The 16,346-nt window shown below is 69.5% G+C and carries 19 protein-coding genes; 8 read left to right on the forward strand and 11 right to left on the reverse strand.

Going from position 1 to position 16,346, the window contains the following annotated elements; genetic code table 11:
- The first annotated feature begins 2 nt into the window (after window positions 1–2).
- Entirely contained in the window at window positions 3–995 is a 993-nt protein-coding gene (locus G406_RS0116430) for an NAD-dependent epimerase/dehydratase family protein (protein WP_028934663.1), read from the forward strand.
- Here the strand turns inward: G406_RS0116430 and G406_RS57800 are convergent.
- Window positions 981–1,334 carry a hypothetical protein gene (locus G406_RS57800; RefSeq protein ID WP_028934664.1) on the reverse strand — a complete coding sequence of 118 codons (354 nt, stop codon included), beginning with the start codon at window positions 1,332–1,334 and terminating at the stop codon, window positions 981–983. The two genes, G406_RS0116430 and G406_RS57800, sit on opposite strands and share 15 nt — an antisense overlap.
- 134 nt (window positions 1,335–1,468) lie before the next feature.
- Between G406_RS57800 and G406_RS0116440 the strand changes: the two genes are divergently transcribed.
- A complete protein-coding gene (locus G406_RS0116440; protein WP_028934665.1) occupies window positions 1,469–2,563 on the forward strand; it encodes a GNAT family N-acetyltransferase in 1,095 nt (364 codons plus the stop codon).
- Here G406_RS0116440 and G406_RS0116445 read toward each other — a convergent pair.
- The 4 genes from G406_RS0116445 to G406_RS54090 form a co-directional block, all read right to left on the reverse strand.
- Window positions 2,556–4,121 (reverse strand): lipid II flippase MurJ, encoded by a 1,566-nt coding sequence (locus G406_RS0116445; RefSeq protein WP_028934666.1) that lies wholly within the window; start codon window positions 4,119–4,121, stop codon window positions 2,556–2,558. The genes G406_RS0116440 and G406_RS0116445 overlap by 8 nt on opposite strands.
- Before the next feature lie 14 nt (window positions 4,122–4,135).
- Entirely contained in the window at window positions 4,136–5,083 is a 948-nt protein-coding gene (locus G406_RS0116450; protein ID WP_028934667.1) for an NAD-dependent epimerase/dehydratase family protein, read from the reverse strand.
- Between the two features lie 11 nt (window positions 5,084–5,094).
- Window positions 5,095–5,517 (reverse strand): SRPBCC family protein, encoded by a 423-nt coding sequence (locus G406_RS54085; protein WP_051342201.1) that lies wholly within the window; start codon window positions 5,515–5,517, stop codon window positions 5,095–5,097.
- A 246-nt stretch (window positions 5,518–5,763) separates the two neighbouring features.
- Window positions 5,764–6,198, reverse strand: coding sequence for a MarR family winged helix-turn-helix transcriptional regulator (locus G406_RS54090; protein ID WP_051342202.1), 435 nt, complete (start codon window positions 6,196–6,198; stop codon window positions 5,764–5,766).
- Between the two features lie 64 nt (window positions 6,199–6,262).
- Here G406_RS54090 and G406_RS0116465 point away from each other — a divergent pair, with 64 nt between their 5' ends.
- From G406_RS0116465 to fmdA, 3 genes are all read left to right on the forward strand, one after another.
- Window positions 6,263–7,348 carry a substrate-binding domain-containing protein gene (locus G406_RS0116465; protein ID WP_037076981.1) on the forward strand — a complete coding sequence of 362 codons (1,086 nt, stop codon included), beginning with the start codon at window positions 6,263–6,265 and terminating at the stop codon, window positions 7,346–7,348.
- 91 nt (window positions 7,349–7,439) lie between these two features.
- Window positions 7,440–7,721, forward strand: coding sequence for an FmdB family zinc ribbon protein (locus G406_RS0116470; RefSeq protein WP_028934669.1), 282 nt, complete (start codon window positions 7,440–7,442; stop codon window positions 7,719–7,721).
- A gap of 9 nt (window positions 7,722–7,730) precedes the next feature.
- Window positions 7,731–8,984: a formamidase gene (gene fmdA, locus G406_RS0116475; protein WP_028934670.1), complete on the forward strand. Its 1,254-nt coding sequence runs from the start codon at window positions 7,731–7,733 to the stop codon at window positions 8,982–8,984.
- 111 nt (window positions 8,985–9,095) lie between these two features.
- Here fmdA and G406_RS0116480 read toward each other — a convergent pair whose 3' ends face one another.
- From G406_RS0116480 to G406_RS0116490, 3 genes are all read right to left on the reverse strand, one after another.
- Window positions 9,096–9,791, reverse strand: a complete 696-nt coding sequence (locus tag G406_RS0116480; RefSeq protein WP_051342203.1) for a maleylpyruvate isomerase N-terminal domain-containing protein — start codon at window positions 9,789–9,791, stop codon at window positions 9,096–9,098.
- A gap of 180 nt (window positions 9,792–9,971) precedes the next feature.
- A complete protein-coding gene (locus tag G406_RS0116485) occupies window positions 9,972–10,652 on the reverse strand; it encodes a GntR family transcriptional regulator (protein ID WP_028934672.1) in 681 nt (226 codons plus the stop codon).
- Window positions 10,653–10,758: 106 nt separating this feature from the next.
- Complete coding sequence (locus G406_RS0116490) at window positions 10,759–11,622, reverse strand: helix-turn-helix domain-containing protein (protein WP_211241173.1); 864 nt, start codon at window positions 11,620–11,622, stop codon at window positions 10,759–10,761.
- 127 nt (window positions 11,623–11,749) lie between these two features.
- Between G406_RS0116490 and G406_RS0116495 the strand changes: the two genes are divergently transcribed.
- The 3 genes from G406_RS0116495 to G406_RS0116505 all read left to right on the forward strand — a co-directional run bounded on the left by G406_RS0116495 (window position 11,750) and on the right by G406_RS0116505 (window position 14,217).
- Window positions 11,750–12,940, forward strand: a complete 1,191-nt coding sequence (locus G406_RS0116495) for an SGNH/GDSL hydrolase family protein (RefSeq protein WP_051342204.1) — start codon at window positions 11,750–11,752, stop codon at window positions 12,938–12,940.
- Window positions 12,941–12,955: 15 nt separating this feature from the next.
- Window positions 12,956–13,732 carry an SDR family NAD(P)-dependent oxidoreductase gene (locus G406_RS0116500; RefSeq protein WP_028934675.1) on the forward strand — a complete coding sequence of 259 codons (777 nt, stop codon included), beginning with the start codon at window positions 12,956–12,958 and terminating at the stop codon, window positions 13,730–13,732.
- A 128-nt stretch (window positions 13,733–13,860) separates the two neighbouring features.
- Window positions 13,861–14,217 carry a hypothetical protein gene (locus tag G406_RS0116505; protein WP_028934676.1) on the forward strand — a complete coding sequence of 119 codons (357 nt, stop codon included), beginning with the start codon at window positions 13,861–13,863 and terminating at the stop codon, window positions 14,215–14,217.
- Window positions 14,218–14,263: 46 nt separating this feature from the next.
- Here the strand turns inward: G406_RS0116505 and G406_RS0116510 are convergent, their stop codons facing one another.
- The 3 genes from G406_RS0116510 to G406_RS0116520 all read right to left on the reverse strand — a co-directional run bounded on the left by G406_RS0116510 (window position 14,264) and on the right by G406_RS0116520 (window position 16,344).
- Window positions 14,264–14,602, reverse strand: coding sequence for a hypothetical protein (locus G406_RS0116510; RefSeq protein ID WP_028934677.1), 339 nt, complete (start codon window positions 14,600–14,602; stop codon window positions 14,264–14,266).
- 100 nt (window positions 14,603–14,702) lie between these two features.
- The gene (locus G406_RS59380; protein ID WP_051342205.1) at window positions 14,703–15,512 is read right to left on the reverse strand and encodes a LysM peptidoglycan-binding domain-containing protein; all 810 of its coding nucleotides are present in this window, start codon (window positions 15,510–15,512) and stop codon (window positions 14,703–14,705) included.
- A gap of 238 nt (window positions 15,513–15,750) precedes the next feature.
- Entirely contained in the window at window positions 15,751–16,344 is a 594-nt protein-coding gene (locus G406_RS0116520) for a carboxymuconolactone decarboxylase family protein (protein WP_028934678.1), read from the reverse strand.
- Window positions 16,345–16,346 lie beyond the last annotated feature (2 nt).

Consider the following 16,346-nt stretch of genomic DNA (forward strand, 5'->3'; position numbering starts at 1 on the left):
TCATGGGCGGCGGTCGTGAGGTACTGGTCCTGGGCGCACGGGGGTCGCTCGGCGCGCTGTGCGTCGAGGCGTTCCGAGCCTCGGGGTGGCGGACGGTCGCGGCGAGCCGGCGCGCGGCACCCGGCTTCCGGCAGCTCGACCTGACCGAGCCCGACACCGCGGCCCCCGCGATCGCCCAGGCCGACGTCGTCGTCAACACGGTGCCCGACCCTCGGCTCGGCGCGGAGCGGCTGGTGCTGCGGGACGGCGGCGTGCTGATCAACCTGTCCGCGATGCCCGCCGCCTCGGCGACCGAGCTCCGATCGGACGCCGGGCCGGCACGCGGCGCGGTCCTGATGAACGCCGGCGTCGCGCCCGGGGTCACGAACCTCCTGGCGGCGGACCTGGTGGCCGCTCACCCGGACGCCGACGAGCTGGAGATGGTGTTCACGATCAGCGCGGCCAGCACCGCGGGTCCGGCGGGTGCGTCGTTCGTCCACCGGGGCCTGACCGGACGTGTCCACCACCGGACCACGACCGTGACCCTGCCCGCGCCGTTCGGTGCGCGGCGCTGTCTGGGGTTCGCCGAACCCGACGGCGGCTGGCTGACCGGCACGAACCCGGCCGTCCGGCCCTACGTCTGTTTCTCGGAACCCGGCCTGGCGCGACTCATGCTCGCCCTGAACGGCGCCAGGCTCCTGTCCCGGCTGCCGAGGGCGGCACTGCGGTCGCGTCCGCTGCGCGGCGATCGGGCGGCGAGCAGCGAACCCGTCGCCCACTGGGTGGCGGCGTATCGAGACGGCAGACGTCTCGGCGTGCGCACGCTCGAAGGCACCGGTGACTACCGGATGGCCGCGGCGAGCGCCGTGGTGTTCGCCGACGCACTGCTCGGTCTGCCCGCGCTCGCGCCCGGCGTGCACAACCCCGAGGAGCTGTTCACCCTCCCCCGGCTGCGCGGCCCGCTGAGCGAGGCGGGCATCCGCACGGTCGAGCACACCGTGTCAGCTCCGGCGTAGACAGATCACCGCGATCACCGCGAGCGGCACGGTCAGACCGGCGACGACCAGGCGCCCGTCACCTTCGGTGGCCCAGGTCGCCACGGTGGTCTGGGTGTATGCGTACACGGCGCCCGCCGCGGCCACCGCCCACAGGAACTGCGCGGGCGTCCCGCCACCGATCAACGAGTCCAGCAGCAGCACCGCGCCGCAGAACCACAGGCCGAGACCGACCAGGTGCACACCGCTCGCGCCGAACGCCGTCATCAGCAGGACGCCGAGGGCCACCAGCAACGAACCCAACCGCGCCATCGTCGCCGCCATCGCATGATCGTCGCAGGTCGCGATGCGCGCGGCCACAGAACCACCGGAAACGTAAAACCACGTTGTGCACCCATCGGAGTTTCTTGACGCCCCGCGTTGGCCAACTTACGCTGGCAATTGATCAGAGCACTTGTCCCGCTCGTGGCCCGACGGATTCAGGTGGACCTGGAATGGCGCCGATCGTCCTCGATTACCAGGTGTCCGTGGAAGCGACGGGCAGCGCGGCCCGAGCGGTCTGGAACGAGCTGGCGGCGGACCATCCGGATGCGCCTCTCTCCCGAACCCCGAGATGGATCGACTGCATCTGTGACTGCGATTCTTTCACCGATGAGACGTTGTTGTTCCGCGGCGGCGACGGACGTCGAATAGTTTTCCCCCGGCTCGGCGTGCCACGCGTTCCCGGGGTTTTCGCCTCGCCCTCACGGCACTGGAACATCGGCGCCGACGCGCACGGCTTCCTGGCCGAGGGCGGGCCGCTGTCCCGCGCGGAGACCGCCGCGCTGGTACGCGCGGTGCACCGGAACTCCGGGATGCGCACCAGGATCGTCGTGGGCGGCGACGACGTCGCGGACTGGGATCCGGCGGTGCCGGACGGGACCTACTACACCGCGCGTACCGCCCAGACCCTGGACCTGACCGGCGGCTTCTCCACCGTCTGGGCCGACCGGTTCACCGGCAAGGTCCGGTCGCACTCCCGTAAGGCACACCGGCGTGGCGTCACCGTCGAGTCGGACACCACCGGCCGGCTGGTCCCCGTCTTCTATCAGCTGTACCGCAGCTCGGTCGACCGGTGGGCGCGGGCGCGCAACTACCCGCTGCCCCTCATGCGCTTCCTGTCCCATCGTCAGCACCCGATGAGCAAATTCGAGAAGGTCGCCCGGAATCTGGGCGAACAATGCACGGTGTGGATTGCGCGACTGCACGGTGAGCCGATTGCCGGCCTGATCGTTCTGTCCGGCGGCCGTCGCGCCACCTATTGGCGCGGGGCCATGGACAAGGACCTGGCGCGGGGCACCGGCGCCAACGAGATTCTGCACCGGCACGCAATCGAGGCGGCGTGTGAGAGCGGCGGACGCAGCTATGACTTCGGTTTGTCCCAGACCGATGACCTCCGCAGGTTCAAGGCCTCGTTCGGGGCGGTCGAGGTTCCGATTCGCACCTATTACTTCGAGAAGGTCCGCACCGCGAAAGCCGGATCCGCCGGTTACGACAGGACCAAACGAGTGATCATCGCCGGCGTTCGGCTGGCGCGGTCGGTCAGATAGCGCGCCAGGTCCCGCGCAGCACCAGCGCGTAGGCCGCGACCGCTGCCCCGCAGCCGACCGCCAGCACGAGCACCGTGGCGAGCTGGCCGCCCGGGTAGGCGTGCTGCGCCCACCAGGTCCCGGCGACCACCGGGATCATCACCAGCGCGGCGAATACCGTCCCGGCCAGCGCGCGACGGTCCACGAAACGTTCCGGCCGGATCACTCGCCGGATCCGGCCGAGCACCAGCGCCGCCGCGCACAGCTCGCCGGCCAGGACGGCAGCGACCAGCCATACCAGCCGCGCACCACCGGCGGGGGCGAGCAGCGCGGTCAGCCCCACGACGGCCGTGACACCCAGCGTCACCCGGCTCGCGATCCGGGGTACCTGGTCCTCGAGCCGGGCGTAGAGCGCCTGGTTTCCCAGGTCGCTCAGCCCGGTGACCAGCTGCGACACCGCGACCAGCACGAGACAGCCCGCGAGCGACCCGACCAGCGCGGTGCCCCGCAGCTCACCGGCGGCCAGCAGTCCCGCTGTGGGCGCGGCCAGCACCGCCAGCAGCACCGCGAGCGGGAGTCCGGCGATCAGCGCGTAGGCCAGTCCGCGCCGCCAGATCGTGGCGAACGCCGAGGTGTCGGCGCGGGCGTCGGCGAGCTCGGGCAGCGACGCCATCGACACCGCGCGACTGCTCAGGTAGGACATCGAGAACTGCACCGAGTACGACATCTGTACGACGAACACGCCGCCGGGAACCGAGCTGGCGATCGCGATCAGGACGTACATCGCCAACGACGGCAGCGCCGCCACCCCGACCGAACGACGCAGCCTCACGATCACCTCGGCCGAGTGGGAGTCCCCGCGCCGACGCAGCGACGGCCAGGCGGGCAGCCCGACCCTGGCCGCGCCGAACAGCTGCAGCGCCGCGTGCAGCCCGACGGCGAGTGTGCTGCCCAGCCCGAGCACGATCACCAGGCCGACCGGTACGTCGGCGACGTCGAGGCCGTAGCCGTACCACCAGCCGGCCGCCGCGACGACGCCGATCAGCACCACGTTCTCCACCGCTGGCGCGGCGGCGGACAACGCGAACCGACCCTGTGCGCGCTGCGCGGAGATCCCGAGGTGAACGAGGCAGTACAGCACGATCTGCGGCGCGACCAGCACCAGCAGCAGGGTGGTCAGCCACCAGCCGTGTTGCTGCTGGGCGGGGTCGGGTATCCCCCGGCTCAGCGTCCAGGCGAGCGCGGGCGCGGCGACGACGAGGACCCCGGCCACCGCGGCCGCGACGAGGACCAGCCAGCGCCCGACCGTGGCGAGCAGCTGGCGGGCACCGTCCGGGCCGCCGCGTTCGAGGGCACCGATGAGTGCCGGGATCAGCACCATCGTCAGCACCGGGCCGGTGATCAGCGAGAACACGATGTTCGGTACGACGTTGGTGGCCTGGAAGCTGTTCGCGAAGTAGGTGGCGCCGAGCGCCGCGCCGACCACGACGACCCGCAGCAGGCCGGTCACCCGGCTGACCAGGGTCCACACGGCGACCGTGGCCGAGTTGCGCGCCGTCGTGCCGCTCGACCCCGCCACCGCGCACCGTCTCCCTACCCGCCGCCTTGGATGTGGCTCATTGTGTCGCGCAGCGAATCGTCGAGCGGAGTGGGCTCGACCCCGAGCTCGGTGGTCGCGGCCCGGGAGTCGAGCACCCACGGGCGTTGCCGCTGGTGGGCGACCTCGCGCAGCTCACGGGCCATCTTGGCGGTGTCACCGCCGATCGGGGCGAGCAGTCCGGCGAACCGGAACACCGGGTCCGGCATGACGGACAGCCGAGGGGCGGGCGCTCCGGCGAGCGCGGCCGCGCGCGTGGCGACGTCGCGGACCGAGATCGGCGGCTCGCTGGGAACGTGCCAGGCCCGGCCCCAGGTCCGCTCGTCGTCGGCGAGCGCGATCAGGGTGTGGGCGACGTCCTCGGTGTAGGTCCAGGAGTGCGGGGCGTCGAGGTCGGCGGGGATCATCGCGCGCCGGCCGCGCGCGACCGGCTTGAGCACCATCTCGGTGAGGATCGACAGCGCGCCCGCGCCGATGTAGTCCGAGGCGCGTGCCTCGACGACCCTCGCGCGGCCGGCCCGGTGGCTGGCCAGCGCGGCACGCCACATGTCGGCGCGCACCCGGCCTTTCGCGCCGGTCGCGGCGAGCGGCAGGTCCTCGGTGATCGGACCGTCGACCGGGCCGTAGGCGTAGAGGTTGCCGGCCGAGACCAGGACCGCGCCGGTGGCCTCGGCGGCCCGCAGCAGTGAGTCGGCCAGCGGCGGGAAGTCGGTGGTCCAGCGCCAGTAGGGCGGGGCGGCGCAGTGGTAGAGGGCGACGGCGCCGCGCGCCTGTTCGGTCAGCGCGGCGCTGTCGGTCGCGTCGACCCGGATGCGGTCGATCCCCGGGTCGACGGGTCCACCGCCGCCGCGGGTCAGCACGCGCACCTGGTCGCCGCGCCGCGCCAACAGCCTCGCGGTGGCCGAGCCGACCGCGCCGGCTCCGACGATGACGTGCAGGGACATGGTTCTCCTGTTCAGGCGCCGAATCGGCGGTGCAGCATGGCGATCGCGCCGGTGTAGACGCCGCGCACGGCGGCGTCGGCGACGTCGTCGTCCACCCCAGCGGGTTCGAACGTGCCGGTCCACTCCAATTCGCAGCGATCCCGGCCCGCGGGAGTCAGCTCGATCGTGGAGCGGTAGCCGGTGACCGGGAACGGGCCGGTGACCAGCATCGAGTAGGTGGTACGCCATGCGGCGTCGTCCTGGTCCTCGAGCCGCTCGACCAGGACGTCCGTGCCGAGGGTGACGGTGCGCAGCGCGCCGACGCCCTCGCCCTCCACCTCGACCCGTCCGCCGGTGCCCTCGATCATCGCCTCGATCAGCCCGCGAAAGTCCCCGACGACGTCCCACACGGCGGTGGCCGCCGCCCCCATCTCAGCCCGCTCCCGAACCAGCATGTACCAAATGGTACACAGTTTCCTTGGGCAACTTCGCAGAGCGTCGTGTCGCCGCGAGCCGATCGACTCGATGCACGCTGCTACGTTGCATCATGACCGAGAAGGCGGACTCCTCCGAGACTCGTGGTCAGCAGCTGGTCAGCGTTCTCGGGCCACTTCGCAGAGCCTCGTGCCGTGTCGCAGACACTGCAGCGTCTGCGACACGACCTCAAGGTCTGCGAAGCGGCGCGGATGTGATCGCTGCGGCTAGTCCGTCAGGGACTCGTGCAGGCGGGTCAGGAGGGTCTGCAGGTGCGGGGCTTCGTCGCCCAGCGCCGCGTGGAAGCGCTGCTGGACCTGCGCTGTCGCCGCGTCCCACTCGGCGAACGCGCGCTGCCCCCGAGGTGAGGCCGCCACCAGCACACGGCGCCGGTCGTGCGCGTCGGGGCGGCGCAGCACCAGGTTCGCCGAGACCATCCGGTCGACGACCTTGCTGAGCTTCGGGGCGAGCAGCATGGCGTGCTCAGCGATCACGTTCATCGGGCACGCGCCCCGCTCGACGAGCAGCCCGAGGATCCGCCACTGGTCGATGTCCGAGCCATGCACCTTGAGTGCATCCTCGATGCGCTGGGTGACGGTGTGCGAGACCAGCGAGAGCAGCCGGAGCGACTGGTCACCCGTGAGAGTCGCCCGTTCCGCCATGGCGTGAGTTTAGCCGCCGTTCGACGTAACCCGGACGACTCAACCGGGGGCTACCGTCTGGGGCATGCCTCCTCGTGACCTGACGGTGCCGCCGTCGCGCGAGGCCGACGTGCTCAACATCGCGCTGGTCATCCCGCTGCAGGGACCGGCGGGGATCTTCGGGCCGTCGTGCGAGAGCTGCGCGGCGCTCGCCGAGGAGGAGGTCAACGCCGAGGGCGGGGTGCTCGGGAGACGGTTGAACCTGGTTCCGGTCGACGGTGGCGCACCGCCGGAGGTGATCGCCACGCAGGTCGACGCGCTGATCCGCGCCGGAGCGGTCGAGGCGGTCACCGGCTGGCACATCTCCGCGGTGCGCGAGGCCGTCGCGCCGCGCATCGGCGGGCGCATCCCGTACGCCTACACCGCGCTGTACGAGGGCGGCGAGCGCAGGCCCGGGGTCTTCCTGACCGGCGAGACCCCCGAGCACCAGCTCGGACCGACGCTCGACTGGTTCGCCTCCAGCGTCGGGGTGCGGCGCTGGACGATCGTCGGCGACGACTACGTCTGGCCCCGGCGTTCGGCGCGCGAGGCGTCCCGTTACCTGCGGCGGATCGGCGGGACGGTGTGCGACGAGATGTACGTCCCGCTCGGCACGCTCGACTTCTCCTCGGTGCTGCGCCGGGTCGAGGCCAGCGGGTGCGACGCGGTGCTGATGCTGCTGATCGGCGACGACGCGGTGGCGTTCAACCGGGCGTTCGCGGCGAGCGGGCTGGACCGGGACGTGCTGCGGTTCAGCTCGCTGATCGACGAGAACGTCCTGCTGGCCTCCGGCGCGGAGAACACCCGGGGCCTGATGACCTCGGCCGGCTACTTCTCCGACCTTCCGACGACGTCCGGACTGGACTTCGCGGCCACGTACTTCCGGCGCTTCGGTCAGGACGCCCCGGTGCTCAACAGTCTCGGCGAGTCCTGCTACGAGGGCGTCCGGCTGCTCACCGAGCTGATGCGCCACGCGGGCTCCACCCAGGTCGAGCCGCTGACAGCCGTCGCGGAGGGGCTGGCCTACGACAGCCCGCGCGGGACGGTCGAGGTGCACGACCGACACCTGCAGCAGCGGGTCTTCCTCGCCGCCGCCGACGGCATCACCTGGGACGTCATCCAGCAGCTGTGAGCCGTTGACATCCCCCGACCCCGCGAGTAGTTTCCGAAAAAACTATTTCCAGTGGTGACAATCGGCTTCTTCTCGCAGGTCAGAGGTGTCCATGGCGACCTACACGTATCGATGCACCCCGGACGGCCCGGTCGACGCCGTGTTCCCGATCGGCACCGCACCGCCCACGATCAGCTGCCCACACTGCGGTGAGACGTCCACCCGGCTGTTCAGCGCGCCCATGCTCGGACTCGCCGACCGGGGCCGGATGGCCGTGATCGATCGGGCCGAGTCGTCGCGGACCGATCCCGCCGTCGTGTCCGCTCCCCCGCCGAAACCGAGCCGCCCCGCCCCACGCCTCGACCCCCGCACCCGCCTGCTGCCACGGCCCTGAGGAGATCCCATGCCCGAGGTTGTCTTCCCACTGGACTCGACGAAGAGCTTCACCGAGCAGAGCATCGTCGGGCACAACCGTTGGCACCCCGACATCCCGGCGGCGGTGCAGGTCGACCCGGGTGATGTGTTCCGGGTGCACTGCCGCGAATGGTTCGACGGCGCCATCCGCAACGACGACTCGGCCGACGACATCCTGAACGCTCCGCTGGCGAGCGTGCACGTGCTGTCCGGGCCGATCTCGGTGCGCGGCGCACAGCCCGGTGACCTGCTGATCGTCGACATCCTGGACGTCGGTCCGATCCCGCAGGAGGACTCCGGGCCGCTCGCCGGCCAGGGCTGGGGCTATACCGGGGTGTTCGCCACGAACAACGGCGGCGGGTTCCTGACCGAGCAGTTCCCCGACGCGTACAAGGTGATCTGGGACTTCCGGGGCGGGGTGGCCACCTCGCGGCACGTGCCGAACGTGTCGTTCACCGGCATCGTGCACCCGGGCCTGATGGGTACCGCGCCGTCCGCGTCGCTGCTGTCGACCTGGAACGCCCGCGAGCAGCGGCTGATCGACACCGACCCGAACCGGGTGCCGCCGCTCGCACTGCCGCCGCTACCCGACTCGGCGGTCCTGGGCAGTCTCGACGGCGCCGAGTTCGACCGGGTCGCCGCCGAGGCCGCGCGGACCGCGCCGCCCAGGGAGAACGGCGGCAACCAGGACATCAAGAACCTCACCAAGGGATCGCGCATCTTCTACCCGGTGTTCGTCGACGGCGCGAAGCTCTCGGTCGGTGACCTGCACTTCTCCCAGGGCGACGGGGAGATCACGTTCTGCGGCGCGATCGAGATGGGCGGGTTCATCGACCTGCACGTCGACCTGATCAAGGGCGGCATGCAGACCTACGGGGTGTCCGAGAACGCGATCTTCATGCCGGGGCGCACCGATCCCCAGTACAGCGAGTGGCTCGCGTTCTCCGGGACGTCGGTCACGCTGGACGGCGAGCAGCGCTACCTCGACTCGCACCTGTCCTACCAGCGCGCCTGCCTGCACGCGATCGACTACCTGACGAAGTTCGGCTACAGCGACATCCAGGCGTACATGATCCTGGGCGCCGCCCCCATCGAGGGCCGGCTGTCCGGCGTGGTCGACATCCCGAACTCCTGCTCGACGGTCTACCTGCCGACGGAGATCTTCGACTTCCCGATCCGCCCCACGAAGGACGGCCCCCACCAGATCAACCCAGGCCAAGGCGTCCCCCGAGCAACCGCCTAACCGCCGCCCCGCCTGGCACGAATGTGGCAATAGGGACGTTCAACGTCCCTAAAGCCACATTCGTGTCATCGGCGATCGTGCGGCGGCGGTCGTGCGGCGGCGGCTGGGCGGCTATTCGGTGACGTCTGTGGTGGCGGGGCCGAACAGGTACAGGTGGTCGAGGAGCGGAGCGGGGTCGCCCGACCAGTCCATGGCGGCGAGCTGAGCGCGGCTGCGACGGCCGGTGCGCCAGCGAAGGGCTTCGAACCGCGTGGTGGTCAGCCCGATCACGGCGCCCTCGGCGGGGCCGCTGCGGTACTGGACGCCGTCCACCGTGATCCGCAGCGGCACAGGCGTCCGCAGCATGGTGAGCACCTGGTCGGCGGAGTACGACAACGCGACGCAGTCCCGCGCCCCGGGCCGCCCGAGCGCGCCTCGGATGTCCTGTTCATGGCTGACGATGTCGCCGATCGGAGGGTTCAGCCCGGCGGTCGCGGCCTGATGATCGAGCCGCGCGGCCGCCTCGGTCCAGGCGGCCATGACCTCGGCCATGCCGCGCCCGGCGAACCGCGCGACCTGCGCCGCGGTCTCGTCGTCGTCGGGCGGACCGGTCAGCCGTCCGGCCGTCCAGTCCTCGGCAACGGCCGCCAGATGGGCCACCACCTCGCGGATCGACCAGGCGGGGCACGCCGGAACCACCGTGCCCAGTCCCGACTCGTCGAGCTCCGACACCAGGCCGGCGATGCGGTTCTTCGTCTCCTGGTAGAGCCGGACCAGCTCGGTCGCCTCGGACACGTCGACTTCCTCGGACAGCGCGGCGGATGACATCGATCTCCTCCAAAATTACGCAACCACTGAGTTGCGACTTTATGGCAACCAATCAGTTGCGTCAACCTCCGGCGCGACTTCGCAGCGCCTCGCGTTGCGTCGCAGAAGCTCCAGCGTCTGCGACGCAACGCGAGGCTCTGCGAGGCGATATCGGTGTGACTTGTGAGATACGCGGGGTGGTCAGGCGGCGCGGAAGGCCGTGCCGGACAGCTCCTGGAGGATGTCGAGGAACTGGTGACAGGTCTCCCGGGCTCCCGCGGCGCTACGCATGCGGAAGGCCTCTACCTCTTCCCTGCTTACCTCGGTGAACAGGTTCAGGTCGGCGGTCCGCGCACGGTGCAGCTCGGCGAACCCGATGCGGGCCGCACGGTCGCAGACCGTGGTCACCTCTTTGAGCACCGCCAGCTCGACGGACGTCAGCACGGACGTGAGAACCCCGAAGAACTTGGCACTGTGCTCTTCGTAGATTCCGTCATGACGCCAGTCCATGGCGGGGACGCTGTCGACGTGCTCGGCCAGCTCGGCGACCGGGCCATCGGTGACGACCTTGCAGGCCGCGACCACCATGTCGACCTCGATCAGCCGTCGCAACCGGAAGGCGTGCTCCAGCCTGCTGACATCGAGCGGAGCGACCGTGGCATGTGTGGCGTCCTCGACGTGCAGCAGACCCTGTGCCTCGAGGTCTCGCAGTACCCCGCGTAGCAATGACCGGCGGGTCCCCAGCTTCTCCGCGGCCTCGCGCAGGTCCAGCTCGGTGCCGGGCAGTAGGCGTCCCGCACGGATAGCGCGTCCGAGGTCGGCAACATAGCCCTTGGTCGCGTGCAGCGAATCCAAGGACGAGACCACCGAGATGATTGCCATTGCACAAAACTTTACATTCGGCTACAACTCCGTTGCCAACACGAAAGCGCGGTTCTGGGGCCTGGAATTGTCGCCCGTGTCGTCGAGCCTGGGGCCGCCGCGGCACTCACGGAGTGTGCAGGTCGGCGCTGGAACGGTGGGTCGACGTCTCGGCCAGGGTCCGCAGTGCCCGCTCGGACGGGGAGCCCGGCTCGGCCGCGTACATCATCAGACGGCTCAGCTCGGCATCGCGGGGTAGGTGCAGCGCCTCGAACGGCAGCACCAGCTGCCCCACCTCGGGATGGTGGATGCGTGCCTCGCCGCTGGTCACATCGTTCACCAGGTGCTCCGACCACAGTTCGCGGAATTCGTCGCTGCGCTCACGCATCGTGCTGATCAGTGACGTCAGCCTCGGATCGCCGGGGTCTTCCCCGGACCGAAATCGCAGATAGGCGACGTTACGCCGGGCGACGGTTTCCCAATTGTCACCCAGCCGCTCGCGATAGTCGGCGTTGAGATGAATCTGATGGGTCCAGGTGCGTTCTTCCGGTTCGACCTCGGCGAGGTCGACGAAGATCGCGGAGGTCAGCCTGTTCCAGGCCACCACATTGGTGTAGTGACCGACGATATACGCCGGTGCGAATGTGACGGAATCCAGCAGATGTTGCAGCGGAGCACGAAGTCTGGCCGGCGGTTGGACCGGTTCGCGGCGTGGTGGGTGAGCGAGTCTGTGCAGGTGAGCGTGCTCATCGTGGTCCAGCTTCAGCACCCGGGAGATGGAGTCGAGTATCCCGTCGGACACATTGTCCGCATTGCCCTGCTCCAGCCGGACGTAGTAGGCGACGCTCACTCCGGCGAGCTGGGCCAATTCTTCGCGGCGTAGCCCGGGAACCCGTCGACGCGCACCGAAGGAACGGGTTCCGACGTCTTCCGGTTGCAGTCGGGCGCGCCTGGATTTCAGGAAATCGCCCAGTTCACCTGGCTGTGCCACACCGCTCAGCCTACCCCTGGCGGTGGTACTCACGGCCGTACTACGCACAGCCGAGGGCTGGGTAGATATCGCGCGCCGAGAAATCGTGAACGGGTCCGGCACACGATTACTCGAGGAGTACCCGACCATGACCGCTTCCCCCGATTCGCTGCTCGCCCCGACCGCCCAGAAGGTGTGGGCAGGCGGATGGGCCGTTCCGATGCAGCGTCCCAGCGTCGGTTTCGAACCCAACTGGTCGGAGGAGGGCTTCTCCGACCACAGCCTGCGCCAGGTCGTCCGGGTCACGGCCGACGGTGACGCGCTGCGGCTGCGACTGTCCAACCGCTACGGCGCCGCCCCGCTGGTGGTGCGCGGCGCCTCCGTCGGTCTGCGAGCCGACGGCGCCGGAGTGCGGGCCGGCTCGTCACACCGGGCCACGTTCAGCTCGGCACGGTCGGTCACCGTGCCGCCGGGTGCCGAGGTGTTGAGCGACCCGGTGCCGCTGCCGGTGGCCCGGTTCGACTCCGTGATCGTGACGATGCATCTCCCGGAGACGACCGGCCCCGCCACCACGCATCTGCAGGCCTACGCCACCAGCTACCGGGCCGTCGGTGACCGGCTCGACGACGTCGCCGGGACGCATTTCGTCGACACGACCCATTCCTGGTACTACCTCACCGGCGTCGAGGTGCTCGGCGACCACGCGGCGTCGGTCGTCGCGTTCGGCGACTCGATCACCGACGGCTACGGCTCGGTCAACGACGCCGACAACCGCTACCCGGACCTGCTCGCCGATCGTCTCGCGGCGGCCGGTACCCCGCGCCCGGTACTCAACGCGGGCATCGGCGGGAACATGCTGCTGTCCGACTCGGCGTGGTTCGGTGAGCGTGCCCTCTCCCGGTTCGACCGTGACGTGCTGTCCCTGCCCGGCGTCGGATCGGTGATCCTGTTCGGCGGGCTGAACGACTTCGGGTTCAGCGAGATCGACCTGCCCACCTACAAGCCGAACCCGTGCCGGACGGTCGAGGAGCTGATCGGCGCCGTCGAGTCGCTGGCCGGACGGGCACGCACACGCGGCATCAGGGTGGTGGCGGCGACGCTGCTGCCAATGAAGGGCGCCGAGTACTACACGGAGCGGTCGGCGGAGAAGATCCGCCGGTTCAACGACTGGGTGCGCACCTCGGACGCGGCCGACTCGGTCGCCGACTTCCACCGCGCCGTCGCCGATCCGGGCGACCCGGAACGGCTCGACCCCCGGTTCGACAGTGGCGATCACAAGCACCCCAACCCCGCCGGCTATCGGGCGATGGCCGACGCCGTCGACCTGTCCGGACTCTGACCTGGGAGAACAGTCATGGATCTCGAACTGGGCAACACCGTGTACATCGTGACCGGGGCGTCGGCGGGCATCGGCCAGGCGACCGCGCAGCTGTTGGTGGCCGAGGGGGCACGGGTCATCGGGGTGTCCCGGAAGCCGGGCGCCCCGCTCGACGGGATGCACACGGTCACCGGGGATCTCACCGACCCGGACACCGCGCGGCGCGCCGTCGACACGGCCCTGGACCGGCACGGCAGGCTGGACGGCCTGGTCAACAACGCGGGGGCGCTGGACTCGCGGGTGGGCTTCCTCGATGTGACCGACGAGCAGTGGCGTACGACGTTTGACCTGAACTTCCACGCCGGGGTCCGCATGGCCCGGGCCGCGCTGCCGGCGTTGATCGACCAGGGCGCGGGCAGCATCGTGCACGTGTCCAGCGAGGCGGGGCGGTTCCCGGACACCCCGCTGGTGGACTACGCGGCGGCGAAGACCGCGACGCTGTCGATCTCGAAGACCCTCGCGGTCGAGTTCGGGCCGTGCGGCGTCCGGTCGAACGTGGTCGCGCCGGGCCCCACCCGGACCCGGTTGTGGGACGCGCCCGGTGGTTTCGCCGACCAGCTGGCCGCGCAGTACTCGCTGCCGGTGGAGGAGGCCATCGACCGGTTCGTGCGCCAGGAGCGGCGGCTGCCGACCGGCAGGCTCGGCACACCGGAGGACGTCGCGCGGGTCATCGTCTATCTGCTGTCACCACTCGCCGTTCAGGTGACCGGGTCGGAATGGGCCGTGGATGGCGGCGCACTGCGGCAGATCTGACTCGCGCATGATACGCGAATAAAGCGCGAAACAACAGATTTCTCTCACCTCATGAGAGAACCGCGGCCGTCAACCTATTCATGGTCTATATTATGAGGAGTCGTCTATTCGACGAACAGGATAATCACGTGAGCACAACTCCGGACACGACACAGCATACCGAGGACGAGTCGGCTCTGGCACACGTTGTTTCCGCGCCGGAGCGGCTCGTTCAGCGGCTCGTCCCCGCCGATCTGCCTCGGGTTCTGGCGAACCTCGTCGAGGTCGCGGCGTGGACCAGCCGCGACGGCCACTGGCAGGAGCACGCGTCGTTCCTGCTCGGCACCGGCGACGACCACTGGCATGTCGTCGACTTCAGTGCGCCACTCGCGTCCGAGGTGGTGCCGAGGCTGCTCGGTCTCCCTGGCTTCCGTGCCGATCGGCTCCTCGAGCTCGTCGGTTCCCGTACCGAGCGGGTCGTTGGCCTCTGGGCCAGGACAGCCTGACGGCGCTGGCCTCGGACACGTCCTCGGCCAGCGCCCCTACCAGGACTTACTGGCCGAACTCGATCTCGTGCTGTGCGGGCGAGCTGCCCTTGGCACACATGGTTCGCGTCTCCTGGGCTCCGTTCGCCCACTCACCGTTGATCCAGTGCGAGCTCGCCACCGTGTCGCCCATGCAGTGCATGTGCATGCGATGGCGGCCGGCGGGCGACGCGCATTTCAGGTCCAGGCCCCTGACCGGCTCGTCGCCGATCGGTGCCACCGTGCACAGGTTGCTGTCCGCCGCCGGCGTCGCCGCACTGGCGACGGCGGTCGAGGACAGAACGAAACACGAGGCGACGAACGCGGTCGCCACTGACATCGTGGCGAACCGTCTACTGATCTTCATATAGCTGGCTACTCCTCGATAGCGAATCGCGATCGAACCTGAGGCGAGCACCATTCAGCGCTCGCTCCAGGTTCTTTCGCACTAGACTCCGGTAGTCCGTTCAGGACTTCGGGAGCGTCAACTTCTGGCCCACGAAGATTCGGCCGGGATTATCGATCGCGCTACGGTTGGCCTCGTACAGATCGCGCCAGTTCTTGACGCCGTGCTTCTTCGCCAGACCGGCCAGCGTGTCGCCGGAACGCACGGTGATCGTGCCGGACTTCGAGGAACCCTGCTTCGGCTTCGAATCGTGCTTGTCGTGGTCCTTCTTCGCGCCGTCGTGCTTCTTGGCGTCGTGCTTGTCGTCCTTCTTGCTGGGGCGGTACTTGTCGTGACCGTGCATGCCGGCCTTGCGCGAGCACGTCGGCCACGCTTGCCAGCCCTGCTTCGCCTGGACGCGCTCGGCGATCTCGATCTGCTGGGCCTTGGTCGCCTTGCTGGCCTTGGGGGCGTACTTCAGACCGCCGAAGGCCTTCCAGGTGGACGGCGAGAACTGCAGTCCGCCGTGGTAGCCGTTGCCGGTGTCGGTGTTCCACTTCCCGCTGCTCTCGCACTTGGCGATGCGGTCCCACACGTCGCCACCGCCACCGCCACCGGTCAGCGCGGGTGGCAGGGCAGCAGGCACACCGGTGGCCGGCCCGGGGGGCGCGGCGGCCACCGGCTGCCTCGGCTGGCCGGTCGTGACCGCGGCCACGACCTTGGGGCGATTGACGCTGGTCACCGTGATGGGAGTGGCCGCGGCGGCTGTGGTCCCGAGGAAGGCGGAGCCGAACAGGACCACCACCGCACCACCGCTCGCGCCGAGCGTCCAGTACGTCAGCTGAAGTAACTGCGTGGTCAGGCGAGGACGCAGCAGGACGGGTGACTTCATCGAATCGCTCCCGATGTCACGAAAAGTCGGATGACTGCCACCCGGGCCGCGCGATCACCCAGGGATCGTTGTCAAGCTCTTTTGAACATCAGTCACGCTAGTTACGGATTTTGACGACGGTCAAGACTTGTCCCGCTAAAAAGTAGGCTATTTAACAGTAGCTTAAGACATCACTCCTTCGTGAAGCGCAGGCTGTGCCGATTTCCCGCACATTGACTTTACAAAAGGGTGTCATGAACTATCTGCGCTGCTCGGGGACCGCACACACCATGCCCTCGCTGAAGCCGGCCGCCCCGACGCCGAGCGCCAGGTTGAACCGGCCGCGCAGGTTCTCCAACGCCACGACATAGGTGAGCTCGACCAGCTGCGGCTCGGTGAAGTGGGCGCTCAACCGCGCGAACAGCTCGTCCGACACCTCGACCGGCGTGCTGCTCACCCCAGCCACGTACTCCAGCACCAGCCGGTCGACGGCGCTGAACAGCGGGCTCGTCCGGTAGTGCGGCAGCGCCAGCAGCTCGTCGTCGGTCAGGCCGGAGTTGCGGGCCACCTGCGAGCCGAGGTCGATGCAGTACTCGCAGCTGGTCAGCGTCGCGGCCTTCAGTTCGGCCAGCATGCGGGTGCGTTGGTCGAGCTCGTGCAGCTTCGACGTGGCCTGCTCGAGCTTGCCGTACGCGGCCAGCAGCGGCGGGATATGCGCGAACATCTCCAGCGGTTCGACCATGCGCTCCGGAGTCCGCCCGGTCAGCTTCGTGAGCTGGCGGCGGGTGAAGAAGAACGCCAGCTTCACCCCCAGCCCGGACTGCTCCGGGGTCACTCCCTTGATGCGTGCCATGC

The organism is Actinospineispora spinosispora DSM 44797 (genome assembly GCF_000429025.1).
In the GTDB taxonomy this organism is placed as follows: Bacteria; Actinomycetota; Actinomycetes; order Mycobacteriales; family Pseudonocardiaceae; genus Pseudonocardia; species Pseudonocardia spinosispora.

Coding starts and splice junctions, on each gene's coding strand:
- G406_RS0116430 (WP_028934663.1), top strand. CDS start 3: ATGGGCGGCGGTCGTGAGGTACTGGTCCTGGGCGCACGGGGGTCGCTC.
- G406_RS0116440 (WP_028934665.1), top strand. CDS start 1,469: ATGGCGCCGATCGTCCTCGATTACCAGGTGTCCGTGGAAGCGACGGGC.
- G406_RS0116450 (WP_028934667.1), bottom strand. CDS start 5,083: ATGTCCCTGCACGTCATCGTCGGAGCCGGCGCGGTCGGCTCGGCCACC.
- G406_RS54085 (WP_051342201.1), bottom strand. CDS start 5,517: ATGCTGGTTCGGGAGCGGGCTGAGATGGGGGCGGCGGCCACCGCCGTG.
- G406_RS54090 (WP_051342202.1), bottom strand. CDS start 6,198: ATGGCGGAACGGGCGACTCTCACGGGTGACCAGTCGCTCCGGCTGCTC.
- G406_RS0116465 (WP_037076981.1), top strand. CDS start 6,263: ATGCCTCCTCGTGACCTGACGGTGCCGCCGTCGCGCGAGGCCGACGTG.
- G406_RS0116470 (WP_028934669.1), top strand. CDS start 7,440: ATGGCGACCTACACGTATCGATGCACCCCGGACGGCCCGGTCGACGCC.
- fmdA (WP_028934670.1), top strand. CDS start 7,731: ATGCCCGAGGTTGTCTTCCCACTGGACTCGACGAAGAGCTTCACCGAG.
- G406_RS0116480 (WP_051342203.1), bottom strand. CDS start 9,791: ATGTCATCCGCCGCGCTGTCCGAGGAAGTCGACGTGTCCGAGGCGACC.
- G406_RS0116485 (WP_028934672.1), bottom strand. CDS start 10,652: ATGGCAATCATCTCGGTGGTCTCGTCCTTGGATTCGCTGCACGCGACC.
- G406_RS0116495 (WP_051342204.1), top strand. CDS start 11,750: ATGACCGCTTCCCCCGATTCGCTGCTCGCCCCGACCGCCCAGAAGGTG.
- G406_RS0116500 (WP_028934675.1), top strand. CDS start 12,956: ATGGATCTCGAACTGGGCAACACCGTGTACATCGTGACCGGGGCGTCG.
- G406_RS0116510 (WP_028934677.1), bottom strand. CDS start 14,602: ATGAAGATCAGTAGACGGTTCGCCACGATGTCAGTGGCGACCGCGTTC.
- G406_RS59380 (WP_051342205.1), bottom strand. CDS start 15,512: ATGAAGTCACCCGTCCTGCTGCGTCCTCGCCTGACCACGCAGTTACTT.
- G406_RS0116520 (WP_028934678.1), bottom strand. CDS start 16,344: ATGGCACGCATCAAGGGAGTGACCCCGGAGCAGTCCGGGCTGGGGGTG.